We start from the raw sequence: 16,418 nt of genomic DNA on the forward strand, positions 1-16,418 counted from the left end.
CCGGCCGCTCAGTCCCACCAGAACCCCCAGTGCTTGCTACCGGTGACCGCCTCCTCCGCGTAGGCGCGGATGCTGCCGGAGCCCTGCCGGATGTTGTCGGGCGAGAAGGCGAAGTGCTCCGCGGCGACGGGGAGCGCGTGGGCGGTCGTACGCGGCGGGGCCGCCACGGACACGTGGAGCTCGTCGAAGCCGAGGGCGACGACGCGAGCGCCGAAGCGGTCCTCCCAGGAGCGGAGCACCGCGCTGATCAGGGCGGTGTCGTTCTCGAAGTTGGTCGGCCCGCCCCAGCCCACGGCGGTCGGTACGTCGGCCCCCCGACCCGCGGGGACCAGCGCGAGCCGCGGGCTCGACAGGAACCCGCTCTCGATCAGCTCGTCCGCGAGCGCACAGGCCGCGCCCTCCGGATCGGTGCCGTCCGGCCCCCGCGCCGCGAGCCCGGGCCACGCCCGACCGAAGGGAGCGATGAGCCCCTCCCCGTCCTCCCCCTCCTCGGGGTCGGGCACCACCCTGCTCCAGAACTCGCGCAGCACCGGCTCGACATGATGGTCGTCGGGGTCGGACATCCGCTGCGGCACGAACTCCCGGTCCTGCCACCACCGTTCGAGCCCCGGCCGCCCCTGGAGCAGCACGGCCTGCAGCCCGGCGGCCGCGAGCGCGGAACTCCGATACGCGGCGAGCGCCCCGACCCCGACGGGCTCGTCGGACACCCACAACAACGGCTCGGGCTCCTTCCACCACCCCCGCCGACCGGGCCGGTCGATGAGCGCACCGGGCGGCAACTCCAGCCCGAGCGAGACCCCTTGGGGATCCTCGTCCAGAACGGACAGCGGGTTGCGCACCTTCGAGGACTTCGCCATGGGCCGACCGTAACGACGTCCACCGACAACCGGTGCCACGGGCCGGGGAAACGGAAGAGGGGGCGAGGCCCCCACGGGACCTCACCCCCTCGGCCGCGGCTACTGCCCCAGCAGCCCCGCCGCGTCCAGGATGTACGCCACCATCGGGTCGTAGTGGCGGGGGTCGCGGACGTGGTCGTCCAAGGGGATCGTCACCTGGACGGTGCCCTCCGCCTCGCCGATGAACAGGGCCGGGTCGTTGCAGTCCGCGTAGCCCACCGCGTCCAGGCCACGCTGGGCCGCGCAGCCCGCCCAGCCGTGGTCCGCCACGACCAGGTCCGGCAGCGGGCGGTCCTCCGCCGCGAGGCCGTCCAGGATCGCCGTCATCGGCTCCGGCGAGTGGGTGTGCCATAGCGTCGCGCCCCGCTCCAGCACCGCGACGTCCGCGAACTGCCACACCGAGCCCTCGTCGGCCGTCAGGCCCCGCGGGATGACGACGATCTCGCAGCCCGCCGCCCGCAGGGCCGCCGCCGTCGCCCGGTGGACGTCCAGCAGGCCACCCGGGTGGCCGGTGGCGAAGAGCACGCTCTGCCGGTCCGCCGCCGCCTTGCGCAGCCGCGCCGCCAAGCGGTCCAGGCCCGCCACGGTCAGCTCGGGGTCGATGGTGTCCTGGCCGAAGCGGAACGTCGGGTCGTCCACCACTCCGCACCGCTCCGCCATCACCGCGAGCACGTCCTGCTCGTCCGTCCAGCGGTCGCCCAGTTCCAGGCCCAGCCAGTAGTGCCGGTCGCCGTTGGCGAGCTTGCGGTAGTGGCTGAGGTTGTTGTCGCGCGGCGTGGCGACCTGCCCCGCGATCCGGGTGCGGACCAGGTGGTCGACGAGTTCGGCGCGGGTGGGTACGGACGTCTCTATCGGCTTCGGCATACGGGCCATTCTGCCGCCGCCGGGCCGGAGGCGGCGCGTCCATTCCGGTCGGCGGACGCCCCGGGTCATGCCGACAGCGCCCCGAACGCCCCGTGCGCGAGGCGCCGGAGCAGCGATTCCACCGCCTCGCGACCCAGGGCCGCCAGGTGCGGGGTGGAGTTGAGCAGGCCGAAGACGGCGTGCACGGCGACCCGTACCTCCGCCTCGCCGACCTCCGGGTGCAGTTCCCGTACGACCTCCACCCACAGCTCCACGTACTGGCGCTGCAGCTGCCGTACGAGCTTGCGGTCGGCGTCCCGGAGCCGGTCGAGCTCCCGGTCGTGGAGGGTGATCAGCGCCCGGTCGTCGAGCGCGAAGTCGATGTGGCCGTCGATGAGGGAGGACAGCACCCGGGCCGGGTCGCCCGCCGCCGCCGCCTCCGCCACGCGGTGCCGGCCGCCGGTCAGCAGCCGCTCGCTGATGCCGACGAGCAGTTCGGCGAGCATGGCGTCCTTGCCCGCGAAGTGCCGGTACAGGCCGGGGCCGCTGATGCCCACCGCGGCCCCTATCTCGTCGACGCCCACGCCGTGGAAGCCGCGCGCGGCGAAGAGACGAGCGGCCTCACTGAGGATCTGCTCGCGTCGGGTCGGGGCGGCCGCTCTGGTGCTCATGGGAAACCATTCTAGACAGGGCCGTTAGCGGTCGTTAACCTGAGTCCCACAAGCGTTAACGCTCATTAACCGCGTGGAACGAGCAAGGGAGCTCGACCGATGCAGCAGGCACCAGTGCTGACGAGCGCCGCGGACCCGGCGTCCGAGGCCTGGCGGACCAACGAGGCCGCCCACCGCGAGCTGACCGAGGGCCTGCGCGCCCGGCTCGACGCGGCCCGGCTCGGCGGCGGCGAGAAGGCCCGCGCCCGCCACACCGCCCGCGGGAAGCTCCTCCCGCGCGAGCGCGTGGACACCCTCCTCGACCCCGGATCCCCCTTCCTGGAGCTGGCCCCGCTGGCCGCCGAGGGCATGTACGGGGGCGCGGCCCCGGCCGCCGGGGTCATCGCGGGCATCGGCCGCGTCAGCGGCCGCGAGTGCGTGATCGTCGCGAACGACGCCACCGTCAAGGGCGGCACGTACTACCCGATGACCGTCAAGAAGCACCTGCGCGCCCAGGAGGTGGCGCTGGAGAACCGTCTCCCCTGCCTCTACCTGGTCGACTCGGGCGGCGCCTTCCTCCCCATGCAGGACGAGGTCTTCCCCGACCGGGAGCACTTCGGCCGCATCTTCTACAACCAGGCCCGCATGTCGGGGGCCGGCATCCCGCAGATCGCCGCCGTCCTCGGCTCCTGCACCGCGGGCGGGGCGTACGTGCCGGCCATGAGCGACGAGGCCGTCATCGTCCGCAACCAGGGCACGATCTTCCTCGGCGGCCCGCCGCTGGTGAAGGCCGCCACCGGTGAGGTGGTCACGGCCGAGGAGCTCGGCGGCGGCGAGGTCCACTCCCGGATCTCCGGCGTGACCGACCACCTCGCGGAGGACGACGCGCACGCGCTGCGGATCGTACGGAACATCGTGGCGACCCTGCCCGAGCGCGGGGCCCTGCCTTGGTCGGTCGAGGCGCCGGAAGAGCCCAAGGTGGACCCGTACGGGCTGTACGGCGCGGTCCCCGTCGACTCGCGCACCCCCTACGACGCCCGCGAGATCATCGCGCGGATCGTGGACGGCTCCCGCTTCCAGGAGTTCAAGTCCGAGTTCGGCCAGACGCTGGTCACCGGCTTCGCCCGGATCCACGGACACCCGGTCGGGATCATCGCGAACAACGGCATCCTGTTCGCCGAGTCCGCGCAGAAGGGTGCGCACTTCATCGAGCTGTGCGACCAGCGCGGCATCCCGCTCCTCTTCCTCCAGAACATCTCCGGCTTCATGGTCGGCAAGGACTACGAGGCCGGCGGCATCGCCAAGCACGGCGCCAAGATGGTGACGGCGGTGGCCTGCACCCGGGTGCCGAAGCTGACGGTGGTCGTCGGCGGCTCGTACGGCGCCGGCAACTACTCGATGTGCGGTCGGGCGTACTCGCCCCGCTTCCTGTGGATGTGGCCCAACGCCAAGATCTCCGTGATGGGCGGGGAGCAAGCGGCCTCGGTGCTCGCCACGGTCAAGCGCGACCAGATCGAGGGCGCGGGTCAGGAGTGGCCCGCCGAGGACGAGGAGGCCTTCAAGGCCCCGGTCCGCGCGCAGTACGAGGAGCAGGGCAACGCCTACTACGCCACCGCGCGGCTGTGGGACGACGGGGTCATCGACCCGATGGAAACCCGGCAGGTGCTGGGACTGGCCCTGACCGCGTGCGCGAACGCCCCGCTGGGCGACTCGGGCTTCGGCATCTTCCGTATGTGACGTGATGTGACGTGAGGACCTCACTGATGTTCAGCACTGTTCTGGTCGCGAACCGCGGCGAGATCGCGGTCCGGGTCATCCGTACCCTGCGCGAGCTCGGCATCCGCTCCGTGGCCGTCTTCAGCGACGCCGACGCGGACGCCCGCCATGTCCGGGAGGCCGACACGGCCGTCCGTATCGGCCCGGCCGCGGCCGCCGAGAGCTATCTGTCGGTGGAGCGGCTGCTGGATGCCGCCCGGCGTACCGGCGCCGAGGCCGTCCACCCCGGCTACGGCTTCCTCGCCGAGAACGCGGCCTTCGCGCAGGCCTGCACCGACGCCGGCCTCGCCTTCATCGGGCCGCCGGCGAGCGCCATCAACCTGATGGGCGACAAGATCCGCGCCAAGGAGACCGTGAAGGCGGCGGGCGTGCCCGTCGTACCGGGCTCCTCGGGCAGCGGCCTGACCGACGCCGAACTGGTCTCCGCCTCGATGGAGATCGGTATGCCGGTGCTGCTCAAGCCCTCGGCGGGCGGCGGCGGCAAGGGCATGCGGCTGGTGCGTGACGAGGCGGTGCTGGCCGAGGAGATCGCGGCGGCCCGCCGTGAGGCGCGGTCCTCCTTCGGCGACGACACCCTGCTGGTCGAGCGGTGGGTGGACCGGCCGCGGCACATCGAGATCCAGGTGCTGGCGGACGCCCACGGGAACGTGGTGCACCTGGGCGAGCGCGAGTGCTCGCTGCAGCGCCGGCACCAGAAGGTGATCGAGGAGGCCCCGTCGGTCCTGCTCGACGAGAAGATCCGGGCGGCGATGGGCGCGGCGGCGGTCGACGCGGCCCGCTCCTGCGGGTATGTCGGCGCGGGCACGGTGGAGTTCATCGTCCCGGGCGGCGACCCCTCCTCCTACTACTTCATGGAGATGAACACCCGCCTCCAGGTCGAGCACCCGGTGACGGAGCTGATCACCGGGCTGGACCTGGTGGAGCAGCAGATCCGGGTGGCGGCGGGCGCGCGGCTGGGCTTCGACCAGTCCGCGGTGACGCTGACCGGGCACGCCATCGAGGCCCGCGTCTGCGCGGAGGACCCGGCGCGCGGGTTCCTGCCGTCCGGCGGCACGGTGCTGGCCCTGTCGGAGCCCTCGGGCGGTGCGGTACGTACGGACTCCGGCCTGACGGCGGGTGTCCCGGTGGGCTCCACCTACGACCCGATGCTGTCGAAGGTCATCGTCCACGGCCCGGACCGCCCCACGGCGCTGCGCATGCTGCGGGCGGCCCTGGCCGACACCGTGATCCTGGGCGTCCAGACGAACGCGGGCTTCCTGCGGAGGCTGCTGGCCCACCCCGACGTGGTGTCCGGCGACCTGGACACGGGCCTGGTCGAGCGGGACCTTTCCGGTCTCCTCCCTGACGGCGTACCGCCGGAGGTGTACGCGGCGGCTGCGCTGCTGTCTCTCCCCCACCCCGCCCCTTCCCGAAACTGGGGCTCCGCCCCGGACCCCGGTCCTCAAACGCCGGACGGGCTGAATCGGTGGGTCGACCCCTTCGACGCCCCCGACGGCTGGCGCCTGGGCGGCACCCCCGCCTGGACGGTGCACCACTTCCGCCTGCCCGGCCAGGACCCGGTGACCATCGAGACGCGGCTCAGCGGGGCAGGTTCAGCCTCGCCGGCGATTGAGGCGCGGGGTCCGGGGCAGAGCCCCGGCGCACCGGCGCGAGCCCGCGTCCTCACCCGCACCCCGGACACCGTCACCATCGAACTCGACGGCGTCACCCACCGCTTCAGCCACGCCACCTCCCCGGAGGGGACCTGGCTCGGCCGCGACGCCGACAGCTGGCACGTGCAGGCGTACGACCCGGTCGCCGCGAACCTCGGCGGTGGCGGTCGCAGCGGCGCCGACACCCTCGCCGCCCCGATGCCCGGCACCGTCACCGTGGTCAAGGTGGCCGTCGGCGACAAGGTCGCGGCCGGGCAGAGCCTGCTCGTCGTCGAGGCCATGAAGATGGAGCACGTCATCTCCGCCCCGCACGCCGGCACCGTCACCGAGCTGGACGTGACCCCCGGCAGCACGGTCGCCATGGACCAGGTCCTGGCCGTCGTCACCGCCGACGAAGAGCCGGAGGACGCCGCGTGAACAGGCTGCCCATGAACGTCCCGGCCCCGGGCCTGCCGGCCCGGGTCCGGATCCACGAGGTCGGCGCCCGCGACGGGCTGCAGAACGAGAAGGGCGCCGTCCCCACGGCCGTCAAGGCGGAGTTCATCCACCGCCTCGCCGCCGCCGGGCTGACGACCATCGAGGCCACCAGCTTCGTACACCCCAAGTGGGTGCCCCAGCTGGCCGACGCGGAGGAGCTGTTCCCGCAGCTCGCCGACGTCGCCGCGGACCTGCCGGTCCTCGTCCCCAACGAGCGCGGCCTCGACCGTGCGCTCGCCCTCGGGGCCACGCGCATCGCCGTGTTCGGTTCGGCCACCGAGACCTTCGCGTCCCGCAACCTCAACCGCACCGTCGCCGAGTCCCTCGCCATGTTCGAGCCCGTCGTGGCCCGGGCCAAGGAGGGGCGGGCGCACGTCCGGGGCTATCTCTCGATGTGCTTCGGCGACCCCTGGGAGGGCCCGGTCCCGGTCCACCAAGTCGTCTCCGTCGCCAAGGCCCTGCTGGACCTCGGCTGTGACGAGCTGAGCCTCGGCGACACGATCGGTGTGGCCACCCCGGGACATGTCCAAGCCCTGCTCGTCGCGCTGAACGAGGCCGGTGTCACGACCGACCGGATCGGCGTGCACTTCCACGACACCTACGGCCAGGCCCTGTCCAACACCCTCGCCGCGCTCCAGCACGGCGTGAGCACCGTCGACGCCTCGGCGGGCGGCCTCGGCGGATGCCCGTACGCGAAGAGCGCCACCGGCAACCTCGCGACCGAGGACCTGGTGTGGATGCTCGACGGCCTCGGCATCGAAACCGGGGTCGACCTGGCCGCCCTCACCGCCACGAGCGTGTGGATGGCCGAACAGCTGGGACGCCCCAGCCCCTCCCGTACCGTCCGCGCCCTCTCCCACAAGGAGTAGTCACACCATGTCCCTCGACCACCGGCTCACCCCTGAGCACGAGGAACTCCGCCGCACCGTGGAGGCGTTCGCGCACGACGTCGTCGCCCCGAAGATCGGCGACCTGTACGAGCGGCACGAGTTCCCGTACGAGATCGTCGCCGAGATGGGCCGCATGGGCCTGTTCGGCCTGCCCTTCCCGGAGGAGTACGGCGGCATGGGCGGGGACTACCTCGCCCTCGGCATCGCCCTGGAGGAGCTGGCCCGCGTCGACTCCTCGGTCGCCATCACCCTGGAGGCCGGGGTCTCCCTCGGCGCCATGCCGATCTACCTCTTCGGTTCCGAGGAGCAGAAGAGCGAGTGGCTGCCGAAGATGTGCTCCGGTGAGATCCTCGGCGCCTTCGGCCTGACGGAGCCCGGTGCGGGCTCCGACGCGGGCGGTACCCGCACCACCGCCGTCAAGGACGGCGACGAGTGGGTCATCAACGGCTCGAAGTGCTTCATCACCAACTCGGGTACGGACATCACCGGTCTGGTCACCGTCACGGCCGTGACGGGCCGCAAGGCGGACGGCCGCCCGGAGATCTCCTCGATCATCGTCCCGTCCGGTACCCCGGGCTTCACGGTGGCCGCCCCGTACTCCAAGGTCGGCTGGAACTCCTCGGACACCCGTGAGCTGTCCTTCGACGGCGTACGGGTCCCCCTGGCCAACCTGGTGGGCCAGGAGGGCCGCGGCTACGCGCAGTTCCTGCGGATCCTCGACGAGGGCCGGATCGCCATCTCCGCGCTCGCGACCGGTCTCGCGCAGGGCTGCGTGGACGAGTCGGTGAAGTACGCCAAGGAGCGGCACGCCTTCGGCAAGGCGATCGGCGACAACCAGGCCATCCAGTTCAAGCTGGCCGACATGGAGATGCGCGCCCACATGGCCCGCATCGGCTGGCGCGACGCGGCCTCCCGCCTGGTGGCCGGGGAGCCGTTCAAGAAGGAGGCGGCGATCGCGAAGCTGTACTCCTCGACGGTCGCCGTCGACAACGCCCGCGAGGCCACCCAGATCCACGGCGGCTACGGCTTCATGAACGAGTACCCGGTGGCCCGCATGTGGCGGGACTCCAAGATCCTGGAGATCGGCGAGGGCACGAGCGAGGTCCAGCGCATGCTGATCGCCCGCGAACTGGGCTTCGCCGGCTGAGTTTCACCAGCTGAGGAACCCGATGACGACGTCCGGCGTGGGCCCCGTGCCCGCGCCGGACTTCCGCATGTCCCGGGGGGGGCTTCCGGGGCCCGGTCAGAGAAAGATCATGAGCGCGGACGTGGGCACCAGGGTCACCGCGGCGCACACCGGCCAGTAGACCCGGGCCGCCGCCGTGTTCCATCGCCGTGCGAAGGCGTTGGCGAGCCACCAGAGCAGCACGAACGCGGCCACGATCGGCACCGCGATCACCAGCCAGAGCATCATGCCGTCGTTCTCCGTGGGTTCCCGAACGGTCCAGCCGAGCTCGGCGAGCGGCCCGTTGACGGCGATGTACCACACGAGAAAGACCGGCACGACTGCCGGCACTCCCATCAGCAGGTTCACTCCCGCGCTTATCCACCATTGCCTTCGCATGCGCCCAGTATTCATGCCGACGTTCGGGGCCGACGGCCAGCCGGGCAGGGTTGCGGTCCTGGTCGGGGATCGCCTCAACTCGGTTACTCACCGGGGACGATGCGGATTCCCGCCGGTCGCCCCGGGTCCCCGGGGAGTGATCCACCTCACGATCGGATCTTCCCCCACCGCTGGACATGTCCTTAGGTTAGGCTAACCTTCTCGCTGAACGGCCCAGCGGCCATCCCTGCACGCACGAAAGCGGACATCGACATGCCCAAGTCCCGAACCTCCTCCTTCACCCGTCGCGGCTTCGTCGCGGCCGGTGGCGCCCTCGGTCTCGTCGCCGTCCTCGCCGCGTGCGGTGGCACCGACTCGGCGAAGGGTGACGGCGGCAAGGACAACGGCGCCGCGACCTCCGGCTCCTGGACCTTCAAGGACGACCTCGGCAAGGACGTGACCGTCAAGTCCCAGCCGAAGAACATCGTCGCCTTCACCGGCACCGCCGCCGCGCTCTACGACTACGGCATCCCGGTCAAGGGCGTGTTCGGTCCGACCAAGACCGCCGACGGCAAGGCCGACGTCCAGGCCGGTTCGATGGACATCTCCAAGGTCGAGATCCTCGGCAACGTCTACGACCAGTTCAACGTCGAGAAGTACGCGGCCCTCCAGCCCGACCTGCTGGTCACCAACAGCTGGGACGGCACCTACTGGTACGTGCCGGAGGCCTCGAAGGACAAGATCCTCTCGATCGCCCCGCACGCCGCGATCAAGGTGGGCGGCGACGTCACCCTCGACAAGGCGCTGGAGCGCACCGCGGACCTGGCCAAGTCCCTCGGCGCGGACCTGAACTCCAAGAAGACCGTGGACTCCAAGGCCCGCTTCGAGGCCGCCACCGCGAAGCTGCGCGAGGCCACCAAGGCCAACCCGGGCGTCAAGGTGCTCGTGGGCTCCGGCGCGGACGCCATGTTCTACGCGTCCACCCCGGACACCGCGGCCGACCTGAAGTACTTCAAGCAGCTCGGCGTCGAGTTCATCACCCCCGACAAGCTGGACGAGGCCGGCTTCTTCGAGGCCCTCAGCTGGGAGAACGCCGGCAAGTACAAGGCCGACGTCATCTTCCTCGACAACCGCACCAGCGCCCTGCAGCCGGAGCAGCTGAAGGCCAAGCCCACCTGGAACGAGCTGCCCGCCGTCAAGGCCGGCCAGGTCGTCTCCCGCGTGACCGAGCCGATCTTCTCGTACGACCAGTGCGCGAAGATCCTGGAAGACCTCGCGAAGTCCATCCAGAACGCCAAGAAGCTCGGCTGACCCGCCTTTCACTCCGGCCGACTCCCAGGGGGGACCTCTCCGCATGACCGCCACCGCATCCGACGCCCCGGTCGTCGCACACTTCCGGTTCTTCGAGCTCGAAGTGCTCCGCACGCGCCGTCTGGGCCGCTCGTTCCTGCGGGTCACGTTCGGCGGGGAGTCCCTCGCGGGCTTCCGCTCGGGCGGCTTCGACCAGAGCCTGTCGCTGTTCCTGCCCGCCGCGGACCAGGAGCACACGGTGCTCCCGTCCACGGACGAGGACACCTGGTTCGCCGCCTGGCGCGGGATGTCGGACGAGGAGCGGCCGGTGATGCGCTCCTACACGGTGCGCGAGCAGCGCCGTACGCCCGAGGGCGCTGACGAGGTCGACATCGACTTCGTCCTCCACGGGGACACGAGCCCCGCGTCCCGTTGGGCGGGGCGGGCGGTGACCGGCCGTCGGATCCTGGCGATCGGACCGGCCGTCGCGGAGAACAAGTCCGTGCGCTTCCAGCCGTCGGCCGACACCGACGCGATCTGGATGTACGCGGACGAGACCGCGCTGCCGGCCGCGGCCGCGATCCTGGACCGGCTGCCCGCCGAGACCCGGGTCCGGGCCTGGTTCGAGGTCCCGCACGAGGAGGACCGGCTCGACCTCCGGGCGCCCGCCGACGCGGACATCACCTGGATCGTGCGTGAGAGCCACGGCCGGGAGCGGACGGAGCAGGTGCTGAGCGCGCTGCGCTCGGCCGACCCGGGCGCGGCCGAAGCCCCGTACGTCTGGCTGGCGGGCGAGGCGGGCACGATTCGCGCGGTGCGCCGGCACTTCGTGCAGGAACGATCCGTCGACCGTCGCGCCGTGCGTTTCACCGGCTACTGGCGGCTCGGCGCGAGCGAGGAACAGCTCCTCGCCGAGGCGTACGCGGGCAAGGCTCCCAGCGAGGACCCCACGTCCGAGTTGTAGTCAGTTCCCTTACCCCATAGAGCATTTGTCGCAGGCCCTGGCTTTTCAGCCAGGGCCTGTCCGCATTTGGCGAAAGACTAAGGTTAGGCTAACCTAATCAACGCACGCCACACACACCCCTTCTCCACCCCCTGCCCGGAGGAAAGTTGATGCGCTCGCATCTGCTGAACGAGACGACCGCGGACCTCTACCGGCGCTCCGTCACCGAGGGCGTCGAGCGCGTCGCCGCCAAACTCGCGACGACGGAGCGACCCCACACCGGTATATCCGTCGACGAACTCGCCCCGGTCATCAACGGGATCGACCTGGACAAGCCGCTCGCCGACGCGGCCGCCGTCCTGGACGAGCTGGAGGACGTCTACCTGCGCGACGCGGTGTACTTCCACCACCCGCGCTACCTCGGCCACCTCAACTGCCCGGTCGTCATCCCCGCCGTGCTCGGCGAGGCGATCCTCTCGGCCGTCAACTCCTCGCTCGACACCTGGGACCAGTCCATCGGCGGCACGCTCATCGAGCGCCGCCTCATCGACTGGACCACCGAGCGCATCGGACTCGGCCCGGCCGCGGACGGCATCTTCACCTCCGGCGGCAGCCAGTCCAACTTCCACGCGCTGCTCCTCGCCCGTGACGAGGCCTGCCGCCTCGTCATGAAGAAGGCACTCGACGAGGGACGCGAGCTCACCAAGGCCGAACTCCTGCCGAAGCTGCGCATCTTCACCTCCGAGGCCAGCCACTTCAGCGTGCAGAAGTCGGCCGCGATGCTCGGACTGGGCTACGAGGCCGTCATCAGCGTCCCGGTCGACCGCAACCGCCGGATGGACACCGCGGTGCTCGCCCTGGAGCTGGAGGAATGCGCCTCCGAGGGCCTCTTCCCGATGGCCGTCGTCGCCACCGCCGGCACCACCGACTTCGGGTCCATCGACCCGCTCCCCGAGATCGCCCGCCTGGCCGACGAGCACTCCGCGTGGATGCACGTGGACGCCGCCTACGGCTGCGGGCTGCTGGCCTCCCCGACCCGCCGGCACCTCCTCGACGGCATCGAGCGCGCCGACTCGGTCACCGTCGACTACCACAAGTCGTTCTTCCAGCCGGTCAGCTCCAGCGCCATGCTGGTCCGCGACCGCGACACCCTCAAGCACGCCACGTACCACGCGGACTACCTCAACCCGCGCCGCATGGCCGAGGAGCGCATCCCCAACCAGGTCGACAAGTCCATCCAGACCACGCGCCGGTTCGACGCGCTCAAGCTCTGGGTGACCCTGCGCGTCATGGGCGCCGACGGCATCGGCTCGCTCTTCGACGAGGTCATCGACCTGGCCGCGGCCGGCTGGGACATCATCGACGCCGACCCGCGCTTCGAGGTCGTCGTCAAGCCGCAGATCTCCACCCTCGTCTTCCGCTACGTCCCCGAGGGCGGCGACATCCGCGCCGACCTCGTCGACGAGGCCAACCTGCACGCCCGCAAGGCCCTGTTCGCCTCCGGCGAGGCCGTCGTGGCCGGCACCAAGGTGGACGGGAAGCAGTACCTGAAGTTCACCCTCCTCAACCCGCAGACCACGACGGCCGACATCACTGCCGTCCTCGACCTTCTCGCCGCACATGCCGAGCAGTTCCTGGGAGAATCCCTTGCCCTCCACCGCTGAGACCCACGACTTCATCGGCATCGGCGTCGGTCCGTTCAACCTCGGACTCGCCTGCCTGACCGCCCCGCTCGACGAGATCGACGGTCTGTTCATCGAGTCGAAGCCGCACTTCGAGTGGCACGCCGGCATGTTCCTGGACGGCGCCCACCTGCAGACGCCCTTCATGTCGGACCTGGTCACGCTCGCCGACCCGACCTCGCCCTTCTCCTTCCTGAACTACCTGAAGGACAAGGACCGGCTGTACTCCTTCTACATCCGGGAGAACTTCTACCCGCTGCGGGCCGAGTACAACGACTACTGCCGCTGGGCCGCCGACCGCCTCGACAACGTCCGCTGGTCCACCTCCGTCACCGAGGTCACCTACGACGAGCAGACCGGCCTGTACGAGGTCCACACCGACAAGGGCGAGACCCACCGGGCCCCCCGCCTGGTCCTGGGCACCGGCACCCCGCCGCACGTCCCCGAGTCCTGCGAGGGCCTCGGCGGCGACTTCGTGCACAACTCCGCCTACATGCAGAACAAGGCGGAACTGCAGAAGAAGAAGTCGATCACCCTCATCGGCTCCGGCCAGAGCGCGGCCGAGATCTACTACGACCTCCTCGCCGAGATCGACGTCCACGGCTACCAGCTCAACTGGGTGACGCGCTCCCCGCGGTTCTTCCCGCTGGAGTACACGAAGCTGACCCTGGAGATGACCTCCCCCGAGTACGTGGACTACTTCCACGCGCTCCCCGAGGACACCCGGTACCGGCTGGAGACCCAGCAGAAGAACCTCTTCAAGGGCATCGACGGCGACCTGATCAACGCCATCTTCGACCTGCTCTACCAGAAGAAGATCAGCATGCCGGGCGCGGTCCCGACCAGCCTGCTGACCAACACCTCCCTGAACAGCACCGCGTACGACACCACCACGGGCACGTACACGCTGGGGCTGCGCCAGGAGGAGCAGGAGCGGGACTTCTCCCTCACCTCCGAGGGCCTGGTGCTGGCCACCGGCTACAAGTACACCTTCCCGGAGTTCCTGAACCCGGTGCGCGACCGCCTGAACTTCGACGGGCGCGGCCGTCTCGACGCCGCCCGCAACTACAGCATCGACACCACGGGCCGCGGGGTCTACCTGCAGAACGGCACCACCCACAACCACTCCCTCACCTCGCCCGACCTGGGCATGGCGGCGTACCGGAACGCGTACATCGTCGGTGAGCTCCTCGGCCGCGAGCACTACAAGGTCGAGAAGTCCATCGCGTTCCAGCAGTTCGCCGCCCCGGAAGGCACCCTCTGATGAGCACCACCGAACTCCTCTTCTCCCGCACCGACAAAGAACTCGGTTCCTTCGCCGTGCGCCCCCTGGACCCCTTCGCCGACGCGGAGCTGCTCCACGGCTGGGTCACCCACCCGAAGGCCTCGTTCTGGATGATGCAGGACGCCTCCCTGCCGGACGTCGAGCGCGAGTACATGAGGATCGCCGCCCACGAGCACCACCAGGCCTTCATCGGCCTGCACGAGGGCCGCCCCGCCTTCCTCATGGAGACCTACGACCCGTCCCAGCTGGAGCTGGTCGGCCTCTACGACGCCCGGCCCGGCGATGTCGGCATGCACTTCCTCGTCGCCCCGAGCGACACCCCGCTGCACGGCTTCACCCGCGCCGTCATCACCACGGTGATGGCCGCGATCTTCGACGACCCGGCCACCGAGCGCGTCGTCGTCGAGCCGGACGTCGCCAACACCGCCGTGCACGCCCTCAACGAGGCGGTCGGCTTCACGGCGGAGCGTCAGGTCACCAAGCCGGAGAAGGAAGCCCTGCTGAGCTTCTGCACCCGCGCGCAGTTCGAGGCCGCCACGGCCGCCCAGGGGGTATCCATATGAGCCTCGCCGACGCCGTCGCGCACCTGACCCCCGAGCTGTGGGCCCGCGCCAACCGCGCCCTGGTCCGCAAGGGGCTCGCCGAGTTCTCCCACGAGCGCCTGCTGGCCCCCGAGTCCCTCGGTGACTCCTGGTACTCGGTCCGCAGCGACGACGGAGCCGTGGAGTACCGCTTCAAGGCCGTCCTGCACGCCCTCGACCACTGGTCGGTCGACGAGGCCTCGATCACCCGTCACCGGGACGGCGCCGAGCTGGAACTGGACGCCCTCGACTTCCACATCGAGCTGCGCGAGGCCCTGGGCCTGAGCCCCGAGGTGCTGCCCGTCTACCTGGAGGAGATCTCCTCCACGCTGGCCGGCACCGGCTACAAGTACACGAAGCCGCAGGTCTCCTCCGAGGTCCTCGCGAAGTCCTCCTTCCAGGACATCGAGACGGGCATGACCGAGGGCCACCCCTGCTTCGTCGCGAACAACGGCCGGCTCGGCTTCGGCGTGCACGAGTACCTCTCGTACGCCCCGGAGACCGCCAGCCCCGTCCACCTGGTGTGGGTCGCCGCCCGCAAGGACGTCTCCACCTTCACGGCGGGCGCCGGCCTGGACCACGACTCCTTCATGCGCGAGGAGCTCGGCGAGGAGACCATCGGCGTCTTCGCCGGGCGGATGACCGCGCTGGGCCTGGACCTGGCCGACTTCCACCTCTTCCCCGTGCACCCCTGGCAGTGGTGGAACAAGACCTCGATCACGTTCGCGGCCGAGATCGCGAACCAGCGCCTGGTGCTGCTGGGCGAGGGCCCGGACGAGTACCTCGCGCAGCAGTCGATCCGCACGTTCTTCAACCGGAGCGCGCCGCACAAGCACTACGTCAAGACCGCCATCTCGGTCCTGAACATGGGCTTCATGCGAGGCCTGTCGGCCGCGTACATGGAGGCCACCCCGGCCATCAACGACTGGCTGCACCAGCTGATCGAGGGCGACGAGACCCTGAAGTCGGTGGACTTCTCGATCATCCGCGAGCGCGCGGCGATCGGCTACCACCACCGCCAGTACGAGCGCGCCACCGACCGGTACTCCCCGTACCGCAAGATGCTGGCCGCGCTGTGGCGCGAGTCGCCCGTCAACCGGATCGAGGGCGACGAGCGCCTCGCCACGATGGCCTCGCTCCTGCACGTGGACGCCGAGGGCAAGTCCTTCGTCGGCGCGCTGATCGCGGAGTCGGGCCTGACGCCGGCCGAGTGGCTGCGCCACTACCTGCGCGCCTACCTCGTGCCGCTGCTGCACTGCTTCTACCAGTACGACCTCGCGTACATGCCGCACGGCGAGAACACCATCCTCGTCATCGAGGGCGGTCTGGTGAAGCGGGCGATCTTCAAGGACATCGCCGAGGAGATCGTCATCATGGACGCGGACGCGGTGCTGCCGCCCGCGGTCGAGCGGGTCCGGGCGGACATACCCGAGGACATGAAGCTCCTGTCGATCTTCACCGATGTCTTCGACTGCTTCTTCCGCTTCCTCGGCGCGATCCTCGCGGACGAGGGCATCTGCGAGGAGGACACCTTCTGGCAGGCGGTCGCGGACTGCGGCCACGACTACCAGGAGTCGATGCCGCAGCTCGCGGAGCGCTTCGAGCGGTACGACCTGTTCGCGCAGGAGTTCCAGCTGTCCTGCCTGAACCGCCTCCAGCTGCGCAACAACAAGCAGATGGTCGACCTCGCCGACCCGGCGGCGGCCCTCCAGCTGATCGGCAACCTCCAGAACCCCGTCGCGGCCTTCGCCCGGCGGTGACACACGGGGCGGGGGAGGCATCGATACGGTCCCTCGATGCCTCCCTCTCCCCACCCCGAGATCTCGACGGCGTGATCGCGAAGCACAATGGCCCTCTTCGCGGTCACGCTTTCGTGTGTCCGCTCCCGTGGCCGCGGTGCGCGGCCCGAG

General features: G+C 70.5%; 14 protein-coding genes. 10 read left to right on the forward strand and 4 right to left on the reverse strand.

Annotated features, from left to right (window positions below):
* Positions 1-8: 8 nt before the first annotated feature.
* The 3 genes from BCL76_RS29095 to BCL76_RS29105 form a co-directional block, all read right to left on the reverse strand.
* Entirely contained in the window at positions 9-857 is an 849-nt protein-coding gene (locus BCL76_RS29095) for a DUF4253 domain-containing protein (RefSeq protein WP_109782361.1), read from the reverse strand.
* Between the two features lie 99 nt (positions 858-956).
* The gene (locus BCL76_RS29100; protein ID WP_109782362.1) at positions 957-1,769 is read right to left on the reverse strand and encodes a phosphatase; all 813 of its coding nucleotides are present in this window, start codon (positions 1,767-1,769) and stop codon (positions 957-959) included.
* A gap of 56 nt (positions 1,770-1,825) precedes the next feature.
* Positions 1,826-2,410, reverse strand: coding sequence for an SACE_7040 family transcriptional regulator (locus BCL76_RS29105; protein ID WP_109782363.1), 585 nt, complete (start codon positions 2,408-2,410; stop codon positions 1,826-1,828).
* A gap of 99 nt (positions 2,411-2,509) precedes the next feature.
* Here BCL76_RS29105 and BCL76_RS29110 point away from each other — a divergent pair, with 99 nt between their 5' ends.
* The 4 genes from BCL76_RS29110 to BCL76_RS29125 are packed head-to-tail and all read left to right on the forward strand — an operon-like array spanning position 2,510 to position 8,331.
* Positions 2,510-4,126 carry a carboxyl transferase domain-containing protein gene (locus BCL76_RS29110; RefSeq protein WP_030716095.1) on the forward strand — a complete coding sequence of 539 codons (1,617 nt, stop codon included), beginning with the start codon at positions 2,510-2,512 and terminating at the stop codon, positions 4,124-4,126.
* Between the two features lie 26 nt (positions 4,127-4,152).
* Positions 4,153-6,234, forward strand: coding sequence for an ATP-binding protein (locus BCL76_RS29115; RefSeq protein WP_109782364.1), 2,082 nt, complete (start codon positions 4,153-4,155; stop codon positions 6,232-6,234).
* 11 nt (positions 6,235-6,245) lie between these two features.
* Complete coding sequence (locus tag BCL76_RS29120; RefSeq protein ID WP_109782511.1) at positions 6,246-7,163, forward strand: hydroxymethylglutaryl-CoA lyase; 918 nt, start codon at positions 6,246-6,248, stop codon at positions 7,161-7,163.
* 7 nt (positions 7,164-7,170) lie between these two features.
* Positions 7,171-8,331 carry an acyl-CoA dehydrogenase family protein gene (locus tag BCL76_RS29125; RefSeq protein ID WP_030716104.1) on the forward strand — a complete coding sequence of 387 codons (1,161 nt, stop codon included), beginning with the start codon at positions 7,171-7,173 and terminating at the stop codon, positions 8,329-8,331.
* 96 nt (positions 8,332-8,427) lie between these two features.
* Here BCL76_RS29125 and BCL76_RS29130 read toward each other — a convergent pair whose 3' ends face one another.
* Positions 8,428-8,688 (reverse strand): hypothetical protein, encoded by a 261-nt coding sequence (locus BCL76_RS29130; protein ID WP_309136871.1) that lies wholly within the window; start codon positions 8,686-8,688, stop codon positions 8,428-8,430.
* Positions 8,689-9,000: 312 nt separating this feature from the next.
* Between BCL76_RS29130 and BCL76_RS29135 the strand changes: the two genes are divergently transcribed.
* The 6 genes from BCL76_RS29135 to BCL76_RS29160 all read left to right on the forward strand — a co-directional run bounded on the left by BCL76_RS29135 (position 9,001) and on the right by BCL76_RS29160 (position 16,268).
* The gene (locus BCL76_RS29135; protein ID WP_109782366.1) at positions 9,001-10,038 is read left to right on the forward strand and encodes an ABC transporter substrate-binding protein; all 1,038 of its coding nucleotides are present in this window, start codon (positions 9,001-9,003) and stop codon (positions 10,036-10,038) included.
* A 43-nt stretch (positions 10,039-10,081) separates the two neighbouring features.
* On the forward strand, positions 10,082-10,981 hold the full coding sequence (locus tag BCL76_RS29140) for a siderophore-interacting protein (RefSeq protein ID WP_109782367.1): 900 nt from the start codon (positions 10,082-10,084) through the stop codon (positions 10,979-10,981).
* 149 nt (positions 10,982-11,130) lie between these two features.
* Complete coding sequence (locus BCL76_RS29145) at positions 11,131-12,624, forward strand: pyridoxal phosphate-dependent decarboxylase family protein (RefSeq protein ID WP_109782368.1); 1,494 nt, start codon at positions 11,131-11,133, stop codon at positions 12,622-12,624.
* On the forward strand, positions 12,608-13,906 hold the full coding sequence (locus BCL76_RS29150; RefSeq protein ID WP_109782369.1) for a lysine N(6)-hydroxylase/L-ornithine N(5)-oxygenase family protein: 1,299 nt from the start codon (positions 12,608-12,610) through the stop codon (positions 13,904-13,906). The genes BCL76_RS29145 and BCL76_RS29150 overlap by 17 nt, the downstream gene beginning before the upstream one ends.
* Positions 13,906-14,490: a GNAT family N-acetyltransferase gene (locus BCL76_RS29155; protein WP_109782370.1), complete on the forward strand. Its 585-nt coding sequence runs from the start codon at positions 13,906-13,908 to the stop codon at positions 14,488-14,490. Before BCL76_RS29150 ends, BCL76_RS29155 begins: the two co-directional genes overlap by 1 nt.
* Entirely contained in the window at positions 14,487-16,268 is a 1,782-nt protein-coding gene (locus BCL76_RS29160) for an IucA/IucC family protein (RefSeq protein WP_109782371.1), read from the forward strand. Before BCL76_RS29155 ends, BCL76_RS29160 begins: the two co-directional genes overlap by 4 nt.
* The last annotated feature ends 150 nt before the right edge of the window (positions 16,269-16,418 follow it).

It is taken from the genome of Streptomyces sp. CG 926 (assembly GCF_003148825.1).
Classification (GTDB): domain Bacteria; phylum Actinomycetota; class Actinomycetes; order Streptomycetales; family Streptomycetaceae; genus Streptomyces.

What these genes read in the sequence shown, in the direction of transcription:
- BCL76_RS29095 (WP_109782361.1), bottom strand. Translation starts at nt 857, where the DNA reads ATGGCGAAGTCCTCGAAGGTGCGCAACCCGCTGTCCGTTCTGGACGAG.
- BCL76_RS29100 (WP_109782362.1), bottom strand. Translation starts at nt 1,769, where the DNA reads ATGGCCCGTATGCCGAAGCCGATAGAGACGTCCGTACCCACCCGCGCC.
- BCL76_RS29105 (WP_109782363.1), bottom strand. Translation starts at nt 2,410, where the DNA reads ATGAGCACCAGAGCGGCCGCCCCGACCCGACGCGAGCAGATCCTCAGT.
- BCL76_RS29110 (WP_030716095.1), top strand. Translation starts at nt 2,510, where the DNA reads ATGCAGCAGGCACCAGTGCTGACGAGCGCCGCGGACCCGGCGTCCGAG.
- BCL76_RS29115 (WP_109782364.1), top strand. Translation starts at nt 4,153, where the DNA reads ATGTTCAGCACTGTTCTGGTCGCGAACCGCGGCGAGATCGCGGTCCGG.
- BCL76_RS29120 (WP_109782511.1), top strand. Translation starts at nt 6,246, where the DNA reads ATGAACGTCCCGGCCCCGGGCCTGCCGGCCCGGGTCCGGATCCACGAG.
- BCL76_RS29125 (WP_030716104.1), top strand. Translation starts at nt 7,171, where the DNA reads ATGTCCCTCGACCACCGGCTCACCCCTGAGCACGAGGAACTCCGCCGC.
- BCL76_RS29135 (WP_109782366.1), top strand. Translation starts at nt 9,001, where the DNA reads ATGCCCAAGTCCCGAACCTCCTCCTTCACCCGTCGCGGCTTCGTCGCG.
- BCL76_RS29140 (WP_109782367.1), top strand. Translation starts at nt 10,082, where the DNA reads ATGACCGCCACCGCATCCGACGCCCCGGTCGTCGCACACTTCCGGTTC.
- BCL76_RS29145 (WP_109782368.1), top strand. Translation starts at nt 11,131, where the DNA reads ATGCGCTCGCATCTGCTGAACGAGACGACCGCGGACCTCTACCGGCGC.
- BCL76_RS29155 (WP_109782370.1), top strand. Translation starts at nt 13,906, where the DNA reads ATGAGCACCACCGAACTCCTCTTCTCCCGCACCGACAAAGAACTCGGT.
- BCL76_RS29160 (WP_109782371.1), top strand. Translation starts at nt 14,487, where the DNA reads ATGAGCCTCGCCGACGCCGTCGCGCACCTGACCCCCGAGCTGTGGGCC.